Below are 17315 nucleotides of genomic sequence, written 5' to 3' on the forward strand. Positions count from 1 at the left end.
GCGCAGCCTCAGGCCGCGACCGGAGCGTTTCGAGCGTAGTCCGCCATTTGCTCGCGCAAGGCCAGCTGGAAGGCCGGCCGCGCCTCACAGCGCTTGACGTAGGCGTCGAGCACGGGAAATCCGGCCACCAGGTCTGTGTGCCGGATGAGCCTCAGCACGGTCGTCATCAGGACGTCGGCCGCGGTGAAGCGATCGACCAGATAGTCGCGCCCATCGAGCCAGGCGGAGAGCGCGTCCAGCCGAGCTTTCACCTCATCCACGGCGCCGGGGCGCCGCAGCTTCGCCCACGGTTCATCGCTCTTCAGCACGTCCATCACGAAGAGGTTCTGGATCGGCGGCTCGACCGTGTTGAGCGCGGCGAACATCCAGGTGACCGTGTTGGCGCGGCCGTCCCGATCGGCGGGCATCAGCGCCTCGGACTCCGCGGCGATGTGATGCACGATGGCGCCCGACTCGAACAGCCACCGACCCTCCGCCTCGAAGGCCGGCACCATCCCGAAGGGGTGCTTCTGACGGTAGGCCTGCGAGCTCAGATCCCCGCGGTCGATCAGCCTGACCTCATAGGGAAGCCCTGCCTCCTCCAGCGCCCAGCGCACGCGCAAGTCGCGAACGAGCCCTTGGGCGAACGGCGGGGCCCATCGAAATCCCGTGACGGTGATCTTGTTCATCTGCTTCTTTCCCTCTGTGAAGTTGTGTCCCTTGGCGATGGCGCCGGCGGCGACGCGCGCGCCGAACGACGCGGGGCAGGCTGGGCCCAGGACGAGCCTCGTCAGCGCTGGGCGCGGGCGGTCGGCCTGCGCACGGCGCGCACCTTGCCGCTCGTCCCGCCGCCGCAGAAGAAGAGATCCTTGCGATCGCCCTCGAGCCCCGTCACGGCGACCCCCTCGGGCATCTCCAGCCGGTCCAGCACCTCGCCGCTCCCGGGATCGACCCGCCGGATCTCGCTCTCTTCGCCCTCCTGGGCGCCGTGCCAGAGCTCCCCGTCGACCCACGAGACGCCGGTGACGAACCGATCCGACTCGATGGTCCGCAGGATCGCGCCTGTCTTCGCGTCGATCTGGTGGATCTTGCGCGCCCGGTACTCGCCCACCCAGAGCGTCCCCTCCGCCCACGTCAGGCCCGAGTCGCGCCCCTGCGCAGGCGCGGGGATGCTACCGACGACGCGCCCCGTCTTCGGGTCCACCTTCTGGATCCGGTCTTCGACGAGCTGCCAGAGATGTTCGCCGTCGAAGGCGGTCCCTGCGTGGGCAGCGACGTCGAGCTCGCGCACGACCGCTCCGCTCGCCGGGTCGATCGCGGCGAGCTTCTCGGTCCTGGCGAACCAGACGTTCTGGCCGTCGTAGGTGACGCCGTGGATGCGCGGCGTGCCCGGGAAGGGGCCGTACTCGCGCACGATCTCCGCGCGCTTCGGGCTCTTGCGCGCCCCCCGGCCCGCCCTGTTCTCCGTGGTCTTCATGCTGGGATCTCCCTCGCCCGCGCGGCGCGTGCTCGCGCGCCGTCCGCCGGCAACGAGAGGTTTAACGCAGCGGCAGCGCCCGTGGGAGCAACAAGGTTGTCGCGAATCTGGCGAGCGGCGGCGCGAGCACCGCGACCTCGGCGAGCAGGCGCCGCTCCGGCGCGCGGCGCGCCGCGCCTTACTGGACCTGGATCGTGAACTCGTCGGCGAGGCGGCCGTCCACGTCCTTGAAGTACGCGGTCGCGCGCTTCGGGTCCCCGCCCACGTTGAAGCGGATGAACAGGGCGCCGTAATCGGCGGTGCCGGACATCAGCGTTCCGTTCTTCACCCACTTGTTGCTCGCGTAGTACGACGACCACCACGTGTCGTCGTCGTGGCTCGCCGCCTCGTAATCGCGGATCCCCACGCCGCCGAGGCCCGACACGAACACGAAATTCCGGTTCGGGCCGAGCTCGACCAGGTTGAAGGCGCCCGTCTTGCCGTGGCCGGTCGAGGCGTTGCCGACGTCGGTGAGGGTCAGCGTGCGCGAGTAGGAGTGCTCGTGCCCCGTCGCGACGATCGCGCCGGCGTTCATGCACGCCTGGTAGGCGCTCCAGCCCACCTCGTTCGATTTGCCGCCGACCTGCATGTCGTGCTGGTTCTTGTGCCAGGCGCACACCGACCAGATCGAGCTGTCATTGGCGAGCGCGTCCTGGATGAAGCTCACCTGATCGGCCGCGTTGGCGGCGCAGGTCGAGCGGAGCTCGCCGGTGCCGATGCAGGACTGCACGATGAACAGCCCGCGGAAGTTGCACGTCGCCTTGACGCCGAGCTCGCCCGTGCAGTTCATGTCCGGCACGCGCGCGTGGCGGGCCTGGATGTAGCTGGCGTACCCGCTGCTGCCGCCCCACGCCGCGGCGTCGTGGTTGCCGATGATGGCGAAATAAGGATAGTTCGGGCCGAGGACGCTGTTGATCCGGTTCTCCCACGCCGCCGGGTTGTCGGCGTAGTCGAAGTCGCCGTTGTGGATGGTCGCCGCGGCGCCCTCGTCCTCGATGAGCTGGAGCACCGCGTCCGCGTTGCCGTTGTTCCCCTGGTCGCCGATGAAGGCGATGAGGAGCTCCGGGTCGGTCGAGCTTCCGGTGCCGCTCGACGTTCCGTAGGTGATCGTGAGCTTGGGCCGCTGCGCCGCGGTGGCGTGCTCCGAGGAGGCGAAGTCGATGCCGTCCGTGTTCGACGAGCTCGCGATGGCGATACCGTTGTTGGACGCCCCGTCGACCCACGCCTGCACGAGCGCCACGCCGGCCGCGTTCAGGGTGATGGTCCTCGATCCGGCGCTGCCGGTGACGCTGCCCACGAGGCTGCCGCGATCGGTCGAGCCCAGCGCGCCCGCGGCGGCCCACGCCGTCGTGGAGGTCGCGTTGTTCCAGGTGACCTGCGCCTCGTCCCACGAGCGCTTCACCTCGTGGACGTTGTAGGTATTCGAGGAGCCGTCGGTGACCTGGAGGGTGATCGACGCCGACTGGACGGTGCTCCCCGCGGGGATGCCGGAGAGGGTCCACTTCAGCAGGCAGGACTTGTCCACGCCCGAGCCGTCGTCGCCGTCGGCCTCGCACGTGGTCGCCCCGCCGTAATTCGTGGTGGCGGCGGCCTGCCGGATCGTCGCGTCGGTCGAGCCCGCGTACGACGAGCTCGGGAGCGACCCCTGCTGGAAGGAGACGGTGGTCAGCGCCTGTCGCGCCTCCGAGATCTCCTCGATCTCGCCCTCGGCTCCGCAGGCATTGACGATCGCGATCACGGGGAGGGCGGCGCAGAGGACGCCCTTCGACAGCCGAGACCAGCTCGCCGTCATTCGCTTGTGTCCGGGGAATTCATCTCGCGCGCGCGGATTCTGCATGAATGCGTGCCTTCCTTCTTCTGGATTCGAGCCTCGATGTGGGCGTTGCGCGAGCAAATTACGGGAAGACCTCTCGATAAAGCCTCAACGTTTTGGTGGTGATTCGGTGTCCTTTTCGTGATGTGGCGTGGCGCTCGATGTGGCATGAGGGCGCCGCCGAGGACGTCTGTCCAGCCCCCGTGGGACACCCTCGCCAGGCCGGCACGTGGTGCTCGGCGCGGCGGCGTGTCAATACAGATCTCCTGTACACCGGACGGCGAAGCTCCCCGACTCGCCTCGTGTGCAGGCCGGCGCGCTGGAGCAATCGCCCTCGCGGGGGTCGGCGGCGGGGGCGGCCAGGCAGTCGCAGGACGGCGCTGCCATGCAGGGGGTCGGTATCTCCTCACAGGTCCTCCGCGTCGGCATCTTGAAGAGCTCGTCGTGAGGATCCTCGACGCTCTGGCAGTATTCGGACGCCGCGTCGCAGAAGTAGCTGCCGCAGGCGATCGTCCCTGGCGGCGCGGCGCCGCCGCACTCCTCGCGCGACGCCGCGCTTGCCGCTGCGCTCCTGTCCTTGCCGGAAGACTCATGTCGATCCCTCCTCTCGCGCGATCATCGGCCGGGCGCTGGGGTCGCGCGCGGAGGCCGGCGCCCCGCCGTCCGGATTCGCCGCTTGGCGTCTCGACGGTTCGTCTCGTCGTCGGAGCACCGCTATAGAGGAAGCGGCCAGCCTCTTGTGCAACGAGTCGGTGTCGGGATCGGGGCGCGGCCTCCGCGCGGCGTGTCCGTCGCGCCGGTCACTCGAGGTCGGGCCGGGCGCTGCCCATGCCGATCGCCCACGCCATCGTGTACCGCGCGTTGATCTCGCAGCGGGGGTTCCAGCGCAGGCGCCCGCGCTCGTCCTCCCAGCGGAAGGCGTCGATCCCGAAGGGCCCGAAATAGCCCGCGCCGGCGAGCGCCTCGCCCGCCTCGAGCGCGGCCTGGACGAGCCGCCGGCGCTCGTCGCCGTCGAGGTCGCCCTCGCCGGCGAGCGCGGCGCCGAGGTAGGCCCCGCGGTCGTCGCAGCGCTGGACGCACGGGGCGCCGAGGCGGACCGCGCCGCCGCGGGCGACGTGGCCGTGCAGCGAGAAGTCGCCGCGGCGCTCGACCCAGGGCTCGACCTGCAGGCCGCTGTCCGGGGAGGCGGGATCGAGCGACGCGGCCGCCCAGGGCCGCGCGTCGGGCGGCAGGGGGCCGCGGGCGACCCGGCGGCGGCCGCGCCCGGCGAAGCCGAACGGCCGCTTGAGCAGCCAGTGGCCGGTCGGCGTGGGCGCGGCGATCGCGGCCTCGAGCTCGGCCAGGGTGACAACGTGGCGCGCGCCGGGCAGCGTCTGGCCGAGGTCGGCGCAGAACCTCCGGTGGTTGACGCGGCGGAGCACCTCGAGCGGCGGCGCGTCCGCGAGGGGGACGCCGGCGCGGCCGAGGAGGCGCCGGGCGCGGGGCGTGGGGCACCACGCGCGGCCGACGAGCGCGGCGCCGGGCGGCGCAGGCGGCACCAGCGGCGCGGGGAGGTCGGGGCTGAGCACGACGTCGCCGGGGCGCAGCAGGGCCGCGACCCGGCCGGCGAGCTCCGGGGCCCGGCCGGCGACCGCGGCGCGAGGGGTGTACCCCGCGGGGCGGGCGAGCTCCTCGTCGGCGTCGAAGTTCAGGACCCAGGCGCTCGCTCGGTCCATGCGGCCAGCGCGTCGAGGAACGGCTCGGAGAGGCCGGACCGGCTCCGGTCGCGGCGGTTCATCGGCTCGCCCCGCATGAGTAGCGGCGAGAGGGGCGGCGGGATGTGGCGGACCCACGTCTCGAAGTCGCCGGGCGGGTGGGGCGGGGCGCCGACCGGCGCGTTGGGCGAGGCGCCGACCGGCGCGTTGGGCGAGGCGCCGCCCGGCGCGTGGGGCGAGGCGCCGCTCGGCGCCTGGGTGAAGCGGCGGAACCAGCGGACCCCGAAGCGCACGTGCGGGATCTCCTCGGCGCAGACCCGCTCGGTGAGCGCCGCGCCCTCGTCGTCGCCGATGGCGCGGAAGCGCTCGGCGAAGCGCGCGGTGTGGTCGAGGTTGCCCCCCTCGAGGCCCATCCCCATCACCGCCACGAACTGCGCGGGCGACGCGGCGGCGGGCACCCGCGACCAGAACCAGTCGCGCACCGGGAAGTCGCCGAAGCGGTGGCCGATCGCGGCGAGGTAGGCCGCGTAGAGCCGCATGTGGCGCACCTCGTCGAGGGCGATCCGGACGAGGCCGCCGCGGAACGCGCGCGGCGTCTCCGGGAAGGCGAGCAGCGCCCAGGCCATCAGCTCTGCGGCCTGGAGCTCGTGGTGCATGAACGCGTGGAAGAGCTGCGCGCGTCGCGTCGGGTTGCGCAGCGCCTCGGGCCCGGGGCTCTTCGACGCGCGCGCGGAGATGCGCAGCTCGGCGGGTCGGCCCGGGCGAGCGATGCGGCGCGGCGTCGTGGGGTCGGGCTCCCAGACCGAGGGCACGGGCGGCGGCTCGAGCTTGTGCGCGAGATCGGTCGCGAGGACGTAATCCCAGGCCCAGCGTTGGACGGTGCCCGGCGGAGGCGGCTCGACGGCGCCCGGCGGAGGCGGCTCGACGGCGCCCGGCGGAGGCGGCTCGACGGCGCCCGGCGGAGGCAGAGGCGGGGCGCTGGGCGGGACGGGAGACATCATGGCACGGCAGGGCAGGGGGGGCGCTGCTCCCTACCACAGCTCGAGGTCGCCGGCGGGTCGCCGTGGCGTGTGTCCGCAGCGCGCCCGCGTGCAGATTGTTAGTGTCACAAACTAATCATGTTGCGCCATCTTTCCCGTCGAGCCTGGCCACCCCCCGCCGGTGCCTCCGCCGCGCGCAACCGGGACGGTATGTAGGTCTGTCGCGGTGCTCGTGGGGTGGTCCTGTGCCGAGGGACGCCCTTGCGGCGCTGTGGAGCTTCGGCGGGCGCCCGCGGTCGTCCCCTGTCTTCCGGATCCTCGTTGGCCGCGCCGGCGGGGGGCTGCCGTGAACGGGAATATTCCCCGATGCTCGCGACTGCGGGGCAGCGTCCGGTCGTCGCGCGCGCCATGTCACGATGACATAGCCCTCCGCGATGCGGCGACATTTTGCCGGGGAATAGACCCGTACCGTGAGTTTTGCGCGGAAATGCCCGCTCGAGGAGCGTGGCTTACGCCTTGCTCCAGGGGATCGCATGAAGGCGCAGAGGCGTTCCCAGGCGGTCGACAGGAAGCGCGAGGAGCAGACGGTGCTGGTCATCGGGGGCAGCGGCGGCATGTCCAGCCGCTACCGCGATGTGGTCGAGAAGCACGGCTGGTCACTGCGCCATTATGAGAACCGCGTGCCCCCGGGGGCGCGCCACGGCGTGGGGAGGATCGCGCTCATCGTGATCATGGTGACGATGGTCTCGCATGCGCTGCGCGAGCAGATGCAGACCCTCGCGGCGGACGGCGCTCCCGTCGTCTATCTGCGCAGCGCCTCGGTCTCCGCGCTGCGCGCCGCCCTCGAGCAGCGGACCGCCTGACACGACGTCGATCCGCCGCGGCGAGCAGCGGCCCTCTGCCGCGGAGCCGGCGGCGCGCCTCTCCCCCTGTCCACGTCTCCTCCCGACGAGCCCCAGCATGTCTGTTCCGGGCCGCCCCGTGGATGCCTGTTCCGGGCCGCCCCGTGGATGCCTGTTCCGGGCCGCCCCGTGGATGTCTGTCCCGGGCCGCCCCGTGGATGTGGTCGGGTTCGATCACGAGGCGGGCAGACAAGAGGCATGCTCTCCCCGCCTTCCACGGGAGCTCTCATGTCACGGTGACAAAGGGCCCGAGCCGCTCCGGGGCGCCCTCAGCGCACGCCGACGAGGCGCTGCATGAGGCGCTGGAACTCGGGAACCGAGAGATCGATGTGCTCGACGACGCGGCCGTAGAGCGTGGCCGTGGGGACGTTGCGGCCGCCGAACTCCCGCTCGAGCTCGGAGAGCTTCCAGAGGATGATGCGCTCGGCGCGGGTCAGGCCGTCGCGCACATCCGGGAGATCGTCGAGCGGGGATCGCCTGGGGGACATGGATGGGCTCCTATCAGGCCTGCGCCGCCGCGCGAAGGCCGCGCTACTGCACGACCCCGAGCACGCGCTGCTGGCGCGCGAGCTCCGCCGCGTTCTTGAGCGCCTCGAACAGCTCGCGCGACGCCGGCAGGCCCCGGATCACGAGCTCGGGATCGCTCGCGTCCTTCGTGAACACGCGGATCTCGGCGATGTCGAGCAGCCGCTCCATGAACGTCTGGCGGAGGTCGAGGTCGTGCACCCGCCAGAGCTGGAGCGTCTCGACCCGCCGCGTGAGCAGGCCGGCCTCATAGTCGATCGTGCGGTCGGTGATCTTGTAGCGGAGGCTCTTGCGCTTCCAGTGCAGGATGCCGAGCCACACGAGGCCCACCAGCACGAGCGAGAGCACGCTCGCGGCCACGTAGGACCAGAACCACGCCTTCCAGCTCGGCGTCCCCTCGAAGAGGACGCGCGCCCCGCCCGGCGCGGCGAGCGCGCCGGGCGCAGGGGAGAGCGCGCCCGGCGCGGGGGCGAGCGGCGCGGCCAGGGCCGTGGCCGCCGCGGGCGCTCGTTCTTCGAGCATGCTGCCGCAGAAGCGGCACTTGATCGCGGCGTCCTGGATCTGCTCCGCGCAGAAGGGGCACGGTTTCACGCCGGCGATTGTAGTACGGCGCCCGCCGGCGGACAGCGCGCCGACGACCACGCCCGCCGGTTCCGCGGAGCGCCCGACCGACGCGATTGCATCTGCCCGGGACCCTCGTCAGGATCCGCGGCACCCGGCACGCGACGGGCCTGGCGATGGCCGCCCGGTGGAGCGACTCGATGAGCAACGTCAAGGGCAACGCGCTGGGGGGGTTCAAGAACTTCGTGGCCGCGCAGCACGGCGCCGCCGGCGTGGAACAGTGGCTGGAAGGCCTGAGCCCGCAGGAGGCCGCGCAGGTCGGCGGCATCATCCTGCCGCACGGCTGGTACCCGGTAGGCCTCTGGAACCGCCTCACCGACCGCTACCTGACGCTGTTCGGCGGCGGCCATCCGCAGTGCTTCCGGCCCATCGCCGCCGCCATCGCCGAGGAGGACCTGCAACGGTTCTTTACCGTGCTGCTCAAGGCCGCGTCCCCCGCCACGGTGCTGCGCAGGTCCGCCTCGCTCTGGGAGCGCTACTTCGACGAGGGCACGATGGAGGCGAGCGAGGTCGCCCCGAAGCGCTACACGGTCCGCCTCACCGCGTCGCGGCTCCCGGACCGCGGCCCCGGGCCGATCACCTGCTCGGTCGGCATCCCGGTATGGCAGGAGCGGCTCATGTCCCACATGGGCGCCCGGGAGGGCCGCTGCCTGCACACCCGTTGCCGCTTTCGCGGCGCCAAGGCCTGCGAGTTCGACGTGTCGTGGGGGTGACCGCGCCGCGAGGGCGCGCTCGCTCGGGCGCGGCCCGTCCGGCGCGCCTCAGCCGCCGCGCGGCGGCAGCGCGGCCTGCGGCGCCGGCGCGGCGAGGGCGGGCGCCGGCCTCTGGAACACGCGCCGGAGGGCGGCCGCGGCGGCGTGGTAGCCGCACATGCCGTGGACGCCGCCGCCGGGCGGCGTCGAGCTGGAGCAGAGGTAGATCGCGGGGTTGGGCGTCGCGTAGGGGTCGAGGCTCGCGACGGGGCGCGCGAAGATCTGGATCCAGTCGTTGGCCCCGCCGGCGATGTCGCCGCCGACGTAGTTCTCGTTGTACCGCTGGAAGGCGGCCGGGGTGTGGACGGCGCGCGCGCGCACGAGATCGCGGAAGCCGGGAGCGAAGCGCTCCAGCTGGGCCTCGATGCGCGCCGTCATGTCGACCGTGCAGCCGGGCGGCACGTGGCAGTAGACCCAGGCGGTGTGCTTGCCGGCGGGGGCGCGCGTGCCGTCGAACAGGCTCTGCTGCGCCACGAGGCAGAAGGGGCGCTCCGCGGGCGCGTCGCCGGCGAGCGCCCGCTCCGAGGCCGCCACCTCGTCGAGCGTGCCGCCCACGTGCACCGTCGCCGCGCGCGCCGCCGCGGCCGCCTTCCACGGGATGGGGCCGTCGAGCGCGTAGTCGACCTTGAACACGCCGGGGCCGTGGCGGAAGCGCTCGAGGCGGCGCCGGTAGCCCGCCGGGAGCCGGTCGCCCGCGATGCGCGCCATGGCCGCCGGCGTCGTGTCGAAGAGGTAGGCGCGCGCCGCGGGCAGCTCGTCGAGCGACGCGACCGCGCGGCCCGTCTCGATCTCGCCGCCGCGCGCGCGCAGGAGGGCGGCCAGCGCGTCCATGAGCGCCTGCGAGCCGGTGCGCACCATCGGCCAGCCCGCCGCGTGCGCCGCGAGCGCGAGCACGAGGCCGAAGGACGCCGAGAACAGCGCCTCGAGCGGCAGGAACGCGTGCGCCGCGCAGCCGCCGAACAGCCCGCGCGCCGCGTCGCCGCGGAACGTGTCGCGCGCGAGCCCCGCCGCGGAGCGGACGGCGGAGAGGCCGAACCGCGCGAGCAGGAGCGGGTGGCGCGGCGGGATGCGCAGCGGGCGGAGCAGCTCGGCGAACAGCGCGTCGCCGTGCGCGAGCAGCGGCGCGAACAGGCCGCGCCAGGACGCCGCGTCCTCCTCGCCGAGCGTCTCCGCCATGCGGTCGAGATCGGGGTGGAGGAGGGCGGCCCTCCCGTCGGGCAGCGGGTGGGCGAGCGCCGCCTCGGGGTAGATCCAGGCGACGCCGTGCTCCGCGAGCGGCAGCGTCCGGAAGAACGGCGAGATCACCGCCGTGGGGTGGATGGCGGAGCAGACGTCGTGCCGGAAGCCGGGGCCCGTGAGCTCGGCCGTGCGCGCGCCCCCGCCGATGGTGTCGCGCGCCTCGACGACGCGCACCGAGAGGCCGGCCCCGGCCAGCGCGACGGCCGCGGCGAGCCCGTTCGGGCCCGCGCCGATCACGACGGCATCCATGACCCGAAGTCCGCGGCCGCCATCGCCGGTCGTGGGCTACCCGATCGCGGCCTGAAGGGGAACGAAAAAGGCCATGGAACGGCCGAGGCGCTCGGGCCGCGCCCCCTCCGGCGCGCGGAGCCCTCCATCCTGATCGGATCGGCCATGCGCGTCCCACTCTGGCGCACCGCAGAGATGCTGTCTCATCCATCCTGCGACCCGCAGGAGAACGCCCTGGCGAGCTCACCCGCAGGCCCGCTCACCGACGGTCGAGCTCGCCATACCGCGCCTTTCACTCCGGATATCGGCCGAGCCTGCCGGCCGGGCCCTGCGCATTCCGTGCGGCTCGCTCGGTGCCAGAGCTCCGGATCCGGTGCTAGACGGTAGGTCGGCGCGACGCGGGGCTCGGACGGCAGCACCGCGCGCAGCCGGGCGCGCTTGGCGGGAAAACCGACCTTCCGATGACCTCACCGATCTCACGCTCCAGCGCCAGGACGCCCTGGCTGCTCGTCGTCGTCCTCGCCGCTGCGGTGCTCGTGTGCTCGTCGCTCTTCTCGTTTCGCAGCTTCTCTCGATCGACCGCGCTCGTGCGCAGGACCGCCGACGTCCAGGTGGAGCTCCAGAGGCTCCTCACCTCGCTGGTCAACGCCGAGACGGGCCAACGCGGCTATCTGTTGAGCGGTGAGGAGGAGTTCCTGGAGCCATACCATGCCGGCGTTCACGAGGCGGAGAGCCGGCTGAGCCGCCTCCGTGAGCTCCTGGCTCACGACGGGGGCCGGCTGCGGTCGCTCGTCGATCTGGACGCCCTGACCGATCGGTGGTTTGCGAACCTGGCCAGGCTCATCGAGCTCCGACGGCAAGGGCGGGTAAAGGACGCGCTCGACCTCGAGCGCAGCCGTCTGGGCAAGCAGACCATGGACGAGATCCGCGTCCGCGTCGGCGAGATCCTCGACGCGGAGGAGGCGCTGCTCGCGCGCCGGCGGCGCGCGGCGGACCGGGGCGATCGCGTCACCGTGTTCCTCGTGAGCAGCTCGGGCGCGGCGCTCGGGCTGGCGCTCGCGGTCGGCGCCGCGGCGTGGAGGACGTCGGTGCAGCGGCGCCGCTCCGACGCCGAGCGCGACGAGGTGCTCGCGCAGCTGCCCGTGGGCGTCGCGCTCGCGGAGCCCCGGACGGGGGCGATCGTGTACGCCAACCAGAGCATGAAGGGGCTCACGGGCGAGCTCGGTTGGCTCACCGGCCAGGCGTCCGCCGGAGGGCGGCCCGGCGCGCTCCGCCGCGCCGATGGCCAGCTTTACCGGCCGGACGAGCTGCCGCTCTCGCGCGCCCTCCGCGGCGAGGTCGTCCCCGACGAGGAGATGGTGACGACGTCGAGCAACGGCGGCGAGGTCTGGATGCTGGCGAGCGCCGCGCCCGTGCATGGCCCCGCAGGGGAGGTCCGCTTCGGCGTCGTCGTGGCCAAGGACATGACCGAGAAGAGGCAGGCGGAGCGCGCGCTGGCCCAGGCCAACGACGCGCTCGCGCGCCTCAACGCCGAGCTGGAGACGCGCGTCGCCGACCGGACGACGGCGCTCCAGCAGGCGAACTCGGAGCTGGAGGCGTTCAGCTATTCGGTCTCTCACGATCTCCGCGCCCCGGTGCGCGCGGTGGCCGGCTACTGCCGCATCCTCGACGAGGAGTACGCCGGCGCCTTCGACGAGGAGGGGCGCGACACCCTGGCGCGCGCCCTCGCCGCGGCGCGGCGGATGGGGCAGCTCATCGACGACCTGCTCGCGCTGTCGCGCCTCACCCGGGCGGAGCTCCGCCGCGAGCGGGTCGACCTGAGCGAGCTCGCGCGCGGCGTGATCGGCGAGCTGCGCCACCGCCATCCCACGAGGGACGTCGACGTGCGGATCGAGGACGGCCTCGTCGACCTGTGCGATCCGAGGCTCATCCGCGTGGCGCTCGAGAACCTCCTGGGGAACGCGTGGAAATTCACCTCGAAGACCGCGCGCGCGGAGATAGCGTTCGGCGTGACCCAGCGCGCGGGGGCGGGGAGAGCCTACTTCGTCCGCGACAACGGCGCGGGCTTCGACATGGAGTACGCCGACAAGCTCTTCGGGGCGTTCCAGCGGCTCCACGCCGCGTCGGAGTTCGAGGGGACGGGGATCGGCCTGGCGATCGTGCAACGCGTGATCGCGAAGCACGGGGGGCGCGCATGGTTCGACGCCGCGGTCGGACGCGGCGCGACGCTCTATTTCACGCTCGGCACCTCGAGCTCGGGTGACGCATGAGCCATGGCTCTATCCTCCTCGTGGAAGACGATCCGGACGACGCGCACCTGACCCAGCGCGCGCTCCGCAAGGCCGGGATCACGAGGCCGATCGTCCATGTGTGGGACGGTGAAGCGGCGCTCCGTTACCTGTTCCCGCAGCAGGGCGATCCTCCAGCGCTGCCCGCGGTCGTCCTCCTCGACCTCAAGCTGCCCAAGGTCGACGGCGCGCAGGTGCTGCAGCGCATCCGCACGAGCCCGCGGACGCGGCGCCTGCCGGTCGTCGTCCTGAGCTCCTCGCGGGAGCGGCGCGATCTGGAGCGCTGCTATGACGCCGGCGTGAGCAGCTACATCTGCAAGCCCATGGATATCGAGGACTTCCATGAGGTGGTGCGGAGCCTGGGCCTGTACTGGCTCACGCTCAACGAGGAGCCTCCCACGTGAGCGAGCGCAAGCGTATTCGTGTCCTGATCATCGAAGACTCGGACGACGACGCGCGGCTCGTGCGCGCCGAGCTCCTGCGCGGGGGCTACGCGGGCGAGCCCTTCCGGCGCGTCCAGAGCGCAGGAGAGCTCGCCGCCGCGCTGGAGGAGGACTGGGACGTGATCCTCTCCGATTACCGCCTCCCGAGCTTCACCGCGCGGAACGCGCTGGAGATGGTGAAGCGGAGCGGCAGAGACATCCCCTTCATCGTGGTCTCGGGCAGCATCGGCGAGGACATCGCGGTCGAGATGATGAAGGCGGGCGCGCACGACTATTTTCGCAAGGAGAACCTGGTGCGCCTCGTCCCCGCGATCGAGCGGGAGCTGGCCGAGCGACGGCAGCGGGACGCGCGGCGCGCGCTCGAGCGGGAGCGCGACGCGCTGCTCGACAAGGAGCGGAAGGCGCGGGCCGAGGCCGAGGCGGCCAACCGGATCAAGGACGAGTTCCTCGCCACCCTGTCGCATGAGCTGCGGACGCCGCTCAACGCGATCCTGGGCTGGGCGCAGCTCCTCTGCTCGCAGAGCGTCGCGCCCTCGCTCCAGAGGCGAGCCTTCGAGGTGATCGAGCGCAACGCGAGGGCCCAGGCGCAGCTCATCGAGGATCTGCTCGACGTCTCGCACCTCAGCTCCGGCAAGCTCGTGCTGCACGTGAGAGACGTCGATCTGGGGCCCGTCGTCGAGGCGGCGGTCGACGCCATCCGCCCCGCCGCGTTGGCGCGGCAGATCGCGCTTCACGTCCACCTCGACCCGCGGACCGGGGCGATCGCCGGCGACCCGGCGCGGCTCCAGCAGGTCGCCTGGAACCTGCTCTCCAACGCGGTCCGGTTCACCCCGGCCGGCGGGCGCGTGGAGGTCACGCTGAGGCGCGAGGGCAACGCGGCGCAGCTCCAGGTCCGCGACACGGGCAAGGGGATCTCCGCCGGCTTTCTCCCCTATGTCTTCGACCGGTTTCGACAGGAGGACAACAGCATCCGCCGCGTCCACGGGGGCCTGGGGCTCGGGCTGTCGCTCGTGCGCCAGCTCGTGGAGCTGCATGGAGGGACGGTGAGCGCCGAGAGCGGCGGCGAGGGCAACGGGGCGACCTTCACGGTGGCGCTGCCCCTTCGCCAGGCGCCGTCGCGCGACGGCGCGCGAGGTCGGGCGGGGGGCGCGGTGCAGCTCGACGGTGTTCGCGTCCTCGTCGTGGACGACGACGACGACGCGCGCGAGCTCGTGCGCTACATCCTGGAGGATCACGGCGCCGAGGTCGTCCTCGCCGAGTCCGGGGAGGAAGCGCTGCGCGCGCTCCGCGCGTCGCGGCCTCGCCTCCTCCTCAGCGACATCGGGATGCCCGGGATGGACGGATACGAGCTCATCCGGCGCATCCGCGAGCTGCCGCCCGAGGAGGGCGGGGTCGTCCCGGCGATCGCGCTGACGGCCTACGCGAGCGTCGAGGACGCCCGTCGGGCCATGCTGGAGGGCTATCAGATGCACCTGCCGAAGCCGGTCTCGGCGTCGCGCCTCCTGAGCATCGTCGCTGATCTGTCCGGCTGGCGCGTGGAGGCCGAGGGGAACGGCGCCGCGCCCGGTCCGCGCTCCCCCGGCGCCGCGGTGGACCTCGGCGACGAGTAGAACGCCGATCGCGTCGATCGCGCGAGGGATGGGCCGCCACGACGCGAAGGGCGCCGAGAGATGGTCTTCTTCCTGGCGCCCCTCGCGCCTTGGCGGCTCGAGATCCGCTCGTCTCGGGCGGGCTCAGCCTCGACCGGCCGCCGCCCTCGCGAGCGCCTCTTTCCCCGCGCGCCCGAGCCTCCGGATGGCCGCCTCCCGCCGCAGCGCCTCGCCCTTGTCGGCCGCGGTCTCCACGTGGACCAGCGCGAGCGGCCCCCGGCCGCGCGTGTACCGCGCCCCGCGCCCGGCCTCGTGCTGGGCCAGCCGCGCCGCAACGTCGCGCGCGATGCCCGTGTACAGCGACCCGTCGCCGCAGCGCAGGATGTACACGTGCCAGGCCGCGGTCACTCCTTCGGCCCCTCGTTGTAGCCGCGCGGCCGGTATTTCGGGTCCACGCCCCCGTGCTTCGCGCCGTTGTCGAGCGTGTCGACCGCGAGGTACGCGAGCCACGTCCCCGGGTGCTCCTCCGCGAGCTGCCGGAGCTCCGCCTCGTGCGCCGCGAGGCGCTGCTCGTCGTGCAGGCACTGCAGCGCGAGCGCGATCAGGCTCAGCTCGTTCGGGCCGAGCTCCATGCCGCGCTGGTAGTGCGGGAAGGCCTCGTCGGCGCGGTGCATGCGGCAGAGCGTGTCGCCCGTGTACACGTGGGCCATCGGCCACGTCGGGGCGAGCTCCACCGCGATCTTGCTCTCGGCGAGCCGGGCCGGGAGGTCGCCGCGGGCGCCCTTCATGACCGAGTAGTTGAGGTGCGCCTTGGCGCTGTTCGGGACGGCCTTCTTCGTCGCCGCCCAGAAGTCGAGATCGTTGCGGTAGTCCATCGCGTGCCGGTAGGCCTGCGCGCACTGGAAGCCGAAGAAGAGCGCGAACAGCGCCGGCGTCAGCCACGCCCGCCACGACCAGCGCCTGCGCGGCGCGAGGGTCGAGCCCGCGAGCGCCTCGTGCAGCCACGAGAACGCGACCGCGAGGACCAGCGACGAGCCGATGGCCGGGAAGTACCAGAAGCGCTCGGCGCGCACCGTCGGCAGGACGACCGGGATGTTCGAGTGCGGGAAGTAGCTGACCACGACCCAGGTCAGCCCGATCGCCAAAAGGCACAGCCCCGCGTAGCCGCGGCGCAGCGGCACCCAGGCGCTCCGGTCCGCGGTCGCGGGGCAGGGCAGGGGGCGCCCGCCCTCGACGAGCAGCCCGAGGCCGAGGAGCAGCGCGGGCAGGAACGGCAGCGGCCAGAGCACGAGCGGCAGCGCCCGGAGCGGCGCGACGCGCCCCGCCGGGCGGAGCACGTGCCAGTCGTACGCGGCGAGCGCGGCCGCCGCGCCCGCGAGCAAGGCCCCGGCGAGGAGCAGCGACCACCGGCGCGACGTCGCCGGGCCGCCGTCGACAAGGAAGGCGGCGCGCACCGAGCGCCGCTCGCGCCGCTCGAGGTGCTCGCGGCGGAGGGCCGCGATCCAGAGGGCGAGCGAGCCGAGCGGGGGCAGCGCCATCATCGCGGCGCCGGCGACGCTGCCGAAGAAGACCAGCCGGTCGGGCGCCGGCTCCTGCGGGTACGAGTAGTCGCCGCTGAGCGTCCACGGGAACACGACCTGGGTGAGGCCGCGCCAGTAGACGCGCAGCGCGCCGGCGATCCGGTGCGGGGTGTCCGCGGTGCTGAGCGGGTTGTTGAGCGGATCGCGCGGCAGGGGCGCCTGGTGGAACCAGACGAGCAGGTCGTGCAGCGCGCGCTTCGCGAGCGGCGTCCCTTCCGGGAGCGGCGTCGCGAGCTCGGCCGGCATGGGCGCCGGGAACCAGCGCCGCCGGAGCTCGACGTACAGCACGAACGCCGCGCCCGCGGCGAGCAGCGCGAGGAGCGACCGGACGAGCCGCGCCGGCCGCGTCGGGTGCGTGAGCGGCGCCGCGATCAGGGCGGCGAACGGGATCAGCGGCACGCAGACGAGCGCGCTCTCCTTGGAGAAGAGGCCGAAGAGCACGGCCGCGAAGACGCCGAACGGCATCGCCCACGCGGGCAGCGCCAGGGCGGCGAGGGCGGCGATCGCGCCGAGGCCCCCGAGCACGTCGGCGATGCCCACGATGCCGCTCACCGCCTCGGTGAGCACCGCGCAGCCGACGAAGATGAGCCCGGCGAGGTAGGCGAGCCCGCGCCTGCGCGTGAGCCAGAACGTGACGCACGTGAGCAGCGCGGCGTTCGCCGCGTGGAAGAGGACGTTGTAAAAGTGGTGGAAGAACGGCTGCTTGGTGACGGCCCAGACGGTGCGCCAGAGGAAGTTCGGCAGCGGGCGGTAGGAGCCGACGCTCCGGTCGGGCGGCAGGCCCCAGAAATCGCGGTGGATCGCGTCGATGAAGCGGAGCCCGCCCTTCGCGTTCACGTACGGGTTGGCGAGGAGCGCCTCCTGCTCGTCGAAGATGTAGTTCGTCGACGGGGCGCGCGTGAAGAGGATGACCGCGATCACGGCGAGCGGCGCGACCGCGGACAGGAAGGTCGGGTCGAGCGCGAGGAAGTAGTCGCGCACGCGCCGGGCGACGCGCCCGAGCAGGGTGGTCGGCTCGGCCGGCGGCTGCGCGGACGACGGCGGCGCGGAGGAGGGGGGCGCGGACGGCGGCGGCCCGAACGGCGGCGCCAGGGCGTCGGAGAGCGCGCCGGAGGTGGGCTCCGGTGCGGCCTGGCCGGCGGCGGACGGGGGCGGGTAGGTCACGC

Annotated in this window: 15 protein-coding genes; 5 read left to right on the forward strand and 10 right to left on the reverse strand. The window is 73.1% G+C overall.

What is annotated here, in order from left to right; genetic code table 11:
- Window positions 1-8: 8 nt before the first annotated feature.
- From WMF33_RS07320 to WMF33_RS07340, 5 genes are all read right to left on the reverse strand, one after another.
- Window positions 9-668 carry a glutathione S-transferase family protein gene (locus WMF33_RS07320; RefSeq protein WP_437336456.1) on the reverse strand — a complete coding sequence of 220 codons (660 nt, stop codon included), beginning with the start codon at window positions 666-668 and terminating at the stop codon, window positions 9-11.
- Between the two features lie 101 nt (window positions 669-769).
- On the reverse strand, window positions 770-1456 hold the full coding sequence (locus tag WMF33_RS07325; RefSeq protein ID WP_437336457.1) for a Vgb family protein: 687 nt from the start codon (window positions 1454-1456) through the stop codon (window positions 770-772).
- A 178-nt stretch (window positions 1457-1634) separates the two neighbouring features.
- Entirely contained in the window at window positions 1635-3332 is a 1698-nt protein-coding gene (locus WMF33_RS07330; RefSeq protein WP_437336458.1) for a DNRLRE domain-containing protein, read from the reverse strand.
- A 776-nt stretch (window positions 3333-4108) separates the two neighbouring features.
- Window positions 4109-5023 carry a hypothetical protein gene (locus WMF33_RS07335; protein WP_437336459.1) on the reverse strand — a complete coding sequence of 305 codons (915 nt, stop codon included), beginning with the start codon at window positions 5021-5023 and terminating at the stop codon, window positions 4109-4111.
- Window positions 4996-6003 (reverse strand): ferritin-like domain-containing protein, encoded by a 1008-nt coding sequence (locus tag WMF33_RS07340; RefSeq protein ID WP_437336460.1) that lies wholly within the window; start codon window positions 6001-6003, stop codon window positions 4996-4998. The genes WMF33_RS07335 and WMF33_RS07340 overlap by 28 nt, the downstream gene beginning before the upstream one ends.
- Window positions 6004-6515: 512 nt before the next feature.
- On the opposite strand from WMF33_RS07340, the gene WMF33_RS07345 reads away from it, so the two are divergent.
- Window positions 6516-6845, forward strand: a complete 330-nt coding sequence (locus tag WMF33_RS07345) for a DUF2325 domain-containing protein (RefSeq protein WP_061629657.1) — start codon at window positions 6516-6518, stop codon at window positions 6843-6845.
- A gap of 308 nt (window positions 6846-7153) precedes the next feature.
- Here WMF33_RS07345 and WMF33_RS07350 read toward each other — a convergent pair whose 3' ends face one another.
- Complete coding sequence (locus tag WMF33_RS07350) at window positions 7154-7372, reverse strand: hypothetical protein (RefSeq protein ID WP_020733417.1); 219 nt, start codon at window positions 7370-7372, stop codon at window positions 7154-7156.
- A gap of 43 nt (window positions 7373-7415) precedes the next feature.
- Window positions 7416-8000: a PH domain-containing protein gene (locus WMF33_RS07355; protein WP_437336461.1), complete on the reverse strand. Its 585-nt coding sequence runs from the start codon at window positions 7998-8000 to the stop codon at window positions 7416-7418.
- 170 nt (window positions 8001-8170) lie between these two features.
- Here WMF33_RS07355 and WMF33_RS07360 point away from each other — a divergent pair, with 170 nt between their 5' ends.
- Window positions 8171-8743 carry a hypothetical protein gene (locus WMF33_RS07360; RefSeq protein ID WP_437336462.1) on the forward strand — a complete coding sequence of 191 codons (573 nt, stop codon included), beginning with the start codon at window positions 8171-8173 and terminating at the stop codon, window positions 8741-8743.
- 48 nt (window positions 8744-8791) lie between these two features.
- Here the strand turns inward: WMF33_RS07360 and WMF33_RS07365 are convergent, their stop codons facing one another.
- Window positions 8792-10270, reverse strand: a complete 1479-nt coding sequence (locus WMF33_RS07365; RefSeq protein ID WP_437336463.1) for a phytoene desaturase family protein — start codon at window positions 10268-10270, stop codon at window positions 8792-8794.
- A 440-nt stretch (window positions 10271-10710) separates the two neighbouring features.
- On the opposite strand from WMF33_RS07365, the gene WMF33_RS07370 reads away from it, so the two are divergent.
- Genes WMF33_RS07370 through WMF33_RS07380 form a run of 3 tightly spaced genes read left to right on the forward strand, consistent with a single transcriptional unit; the run spans window position 10711 to window position 14590 of the window.
- Window positions 10711-12519, forward strand: coding sequence for a sensor histidine kinase (locus WMF33_RS07370; protein ID WP_437336464.1), 1809 nt, complete (start codon window positions 10711-10713; stop codon window positions 12517-12519).
- Window positions 12516-12941 (forward strand): response regulator, encoded by a 426-nt coding sequence (locus WMF33_RS07375; RefSeq protein ID WP_437336465.1) that lies wholly within the window; start codon window positions 12516-12518, stop codon window positions 12939-12941. Before WMF33_RS07370 ends, WMF33_RS07375 begins: the two co-directional genes overlap by 4 nt.
- Window positions 12938-14590, forward strand: coding sequence for a response regulator (locus WMF33_RS07380; protein ID WP_437336466.1), 1653 nt, complete (start codon window positions 12938-12940; stop codon window positions 14588-14590). The genes WMF33_RS07375 and WMF33_RS07380 overlap by 4 nt, the downstream gene beginning before the upstream one ends.
- 123 nt (window positions 14591-14713) lie before the next feature.
- Here the strand turns inward: WMF33_RS07380 and WMF33_RS07385 are convergent, their stop codons facing one another.
- Window positions 14714-14977 (reverse strand): GIY-YIG nuclease family protein, encoded by a 264-nt coding sequence (locus WMF33_RS07385; RefSeq protein WP_437336467.1) that lies wholly within the window; start codon window positions 14975-14977, stop codon window positions 14714-14716.
- A complete protein-coding gene (locus WMF33_RS07390; RefSeq protein ID WP_437336468.1) occupies window positions 14974-17313 on the reverse strand; it encodes a tetratricopeptide repeat protein in 2340 nt (779 codons plus the stop codon). Before WMF33_RS07390 ends, WMF33_RS07385 begins: the two co-directional genes overlap by 4 nt.
- Window positions 17314-17315 lie beyond the last annotated feature (2 nt).

Source organism: Sorangium sp. So ce394, from assembly GCF_051474665.1.
In the GTDB taxonomy this organism is placed as follows: Bacteria; Myxococcota_A; Polyangia; order Polyangiales; family Polyangiaceae; genus Sorangium; species Sorangium cellulosum_D.

What these genes read in the sequence shown, in the direction of transcription:
- WMF33_RS07340 (WP_437336460.1), bottom strand. Translation starts at nt 6,003, where the DNA reads ATGATGTCTCCCGTCCCGCCCAGCGCCCCGCCTCTGCCTCCGCCGGGC.
- WMF33_RS07375 (WP_437336465.1), top strand. Translation starts at nt 12,516, where the DNA reads ATGAGCCATGGCTCTATCCTCCTCGTGGAAGACGATCCGGACGACGCG.
- WMF33_RS07335 (WP_437336459.1), bottom strand. Translation starts at nt 5,023, where the DNA reads ATGGACCGAGCGAGCGCCTGGGTCCTGAACTTCGACGCCGACGAGGAG.
- WMF33_RS07360 (WP_437336462.1), top strand. Translation starts at nt 8,171, where the DNA reads ATGAGCAACGTCAAGGGCAACGCGCTGGGGGGGTTCAAGAACTTCGTG.
- WMF33_RS07320 (WP_437336456.1), bottom strand. Translation starts at nt 668, where the DNA reads ATGAACAAGATCACCGTCACGGGATTTCGATGGGCCCCGCCGTTCGCC.
- WMF33_RS07365 (WP_437336463.1), bottom strand. Translation starts at nt 10,270, where the DNA reads ATGGATGCCGTCGTGATCGGCGCGGGCCCGAACGGGCTCGCCGCGGCC.
- WMF33_RS07325 (WP_437336457.1), bottom strand. Translation starts at nt 1,456, where the DNA reads ATGAAGACCACGGAGAACAGGGCGGGCCGGGGGGCGCGCAAGAGCCCG.
- WMF33_RS07330 (WP_437336458.1), bottom strand. Translation starts at nt 3,332, where the DNA reads ATGCAGAATCCGCGCGCGCGAGATGAATTCCCCGGACACAAGCGAATG.
- WMF33_RS07345 (WP_061629657.1), top strand. Translation starts at nt 6,516, where the DNA reads ATGAAGGCGCAGAGGCGTTCCCAGGCGGTCGACAGGAAGCGCGAGGAG.
- WMF33_RS07370 (WP_437336464.1), top strand. Translation starts at nt 10,711, where the DNA reads ATGACCTCACCGATCTCACGCTCCAGCGCCAGGACGCCCTGGCTGCTC.
- WMF33_RS07350 (WP_020733417.1), bottom strand. Translation starts at nt 7,372, where the DNA reads ATGTCCCCCAGGCGATCCCCGCTCGACGATCTCCCGGATGTGCGCGAC.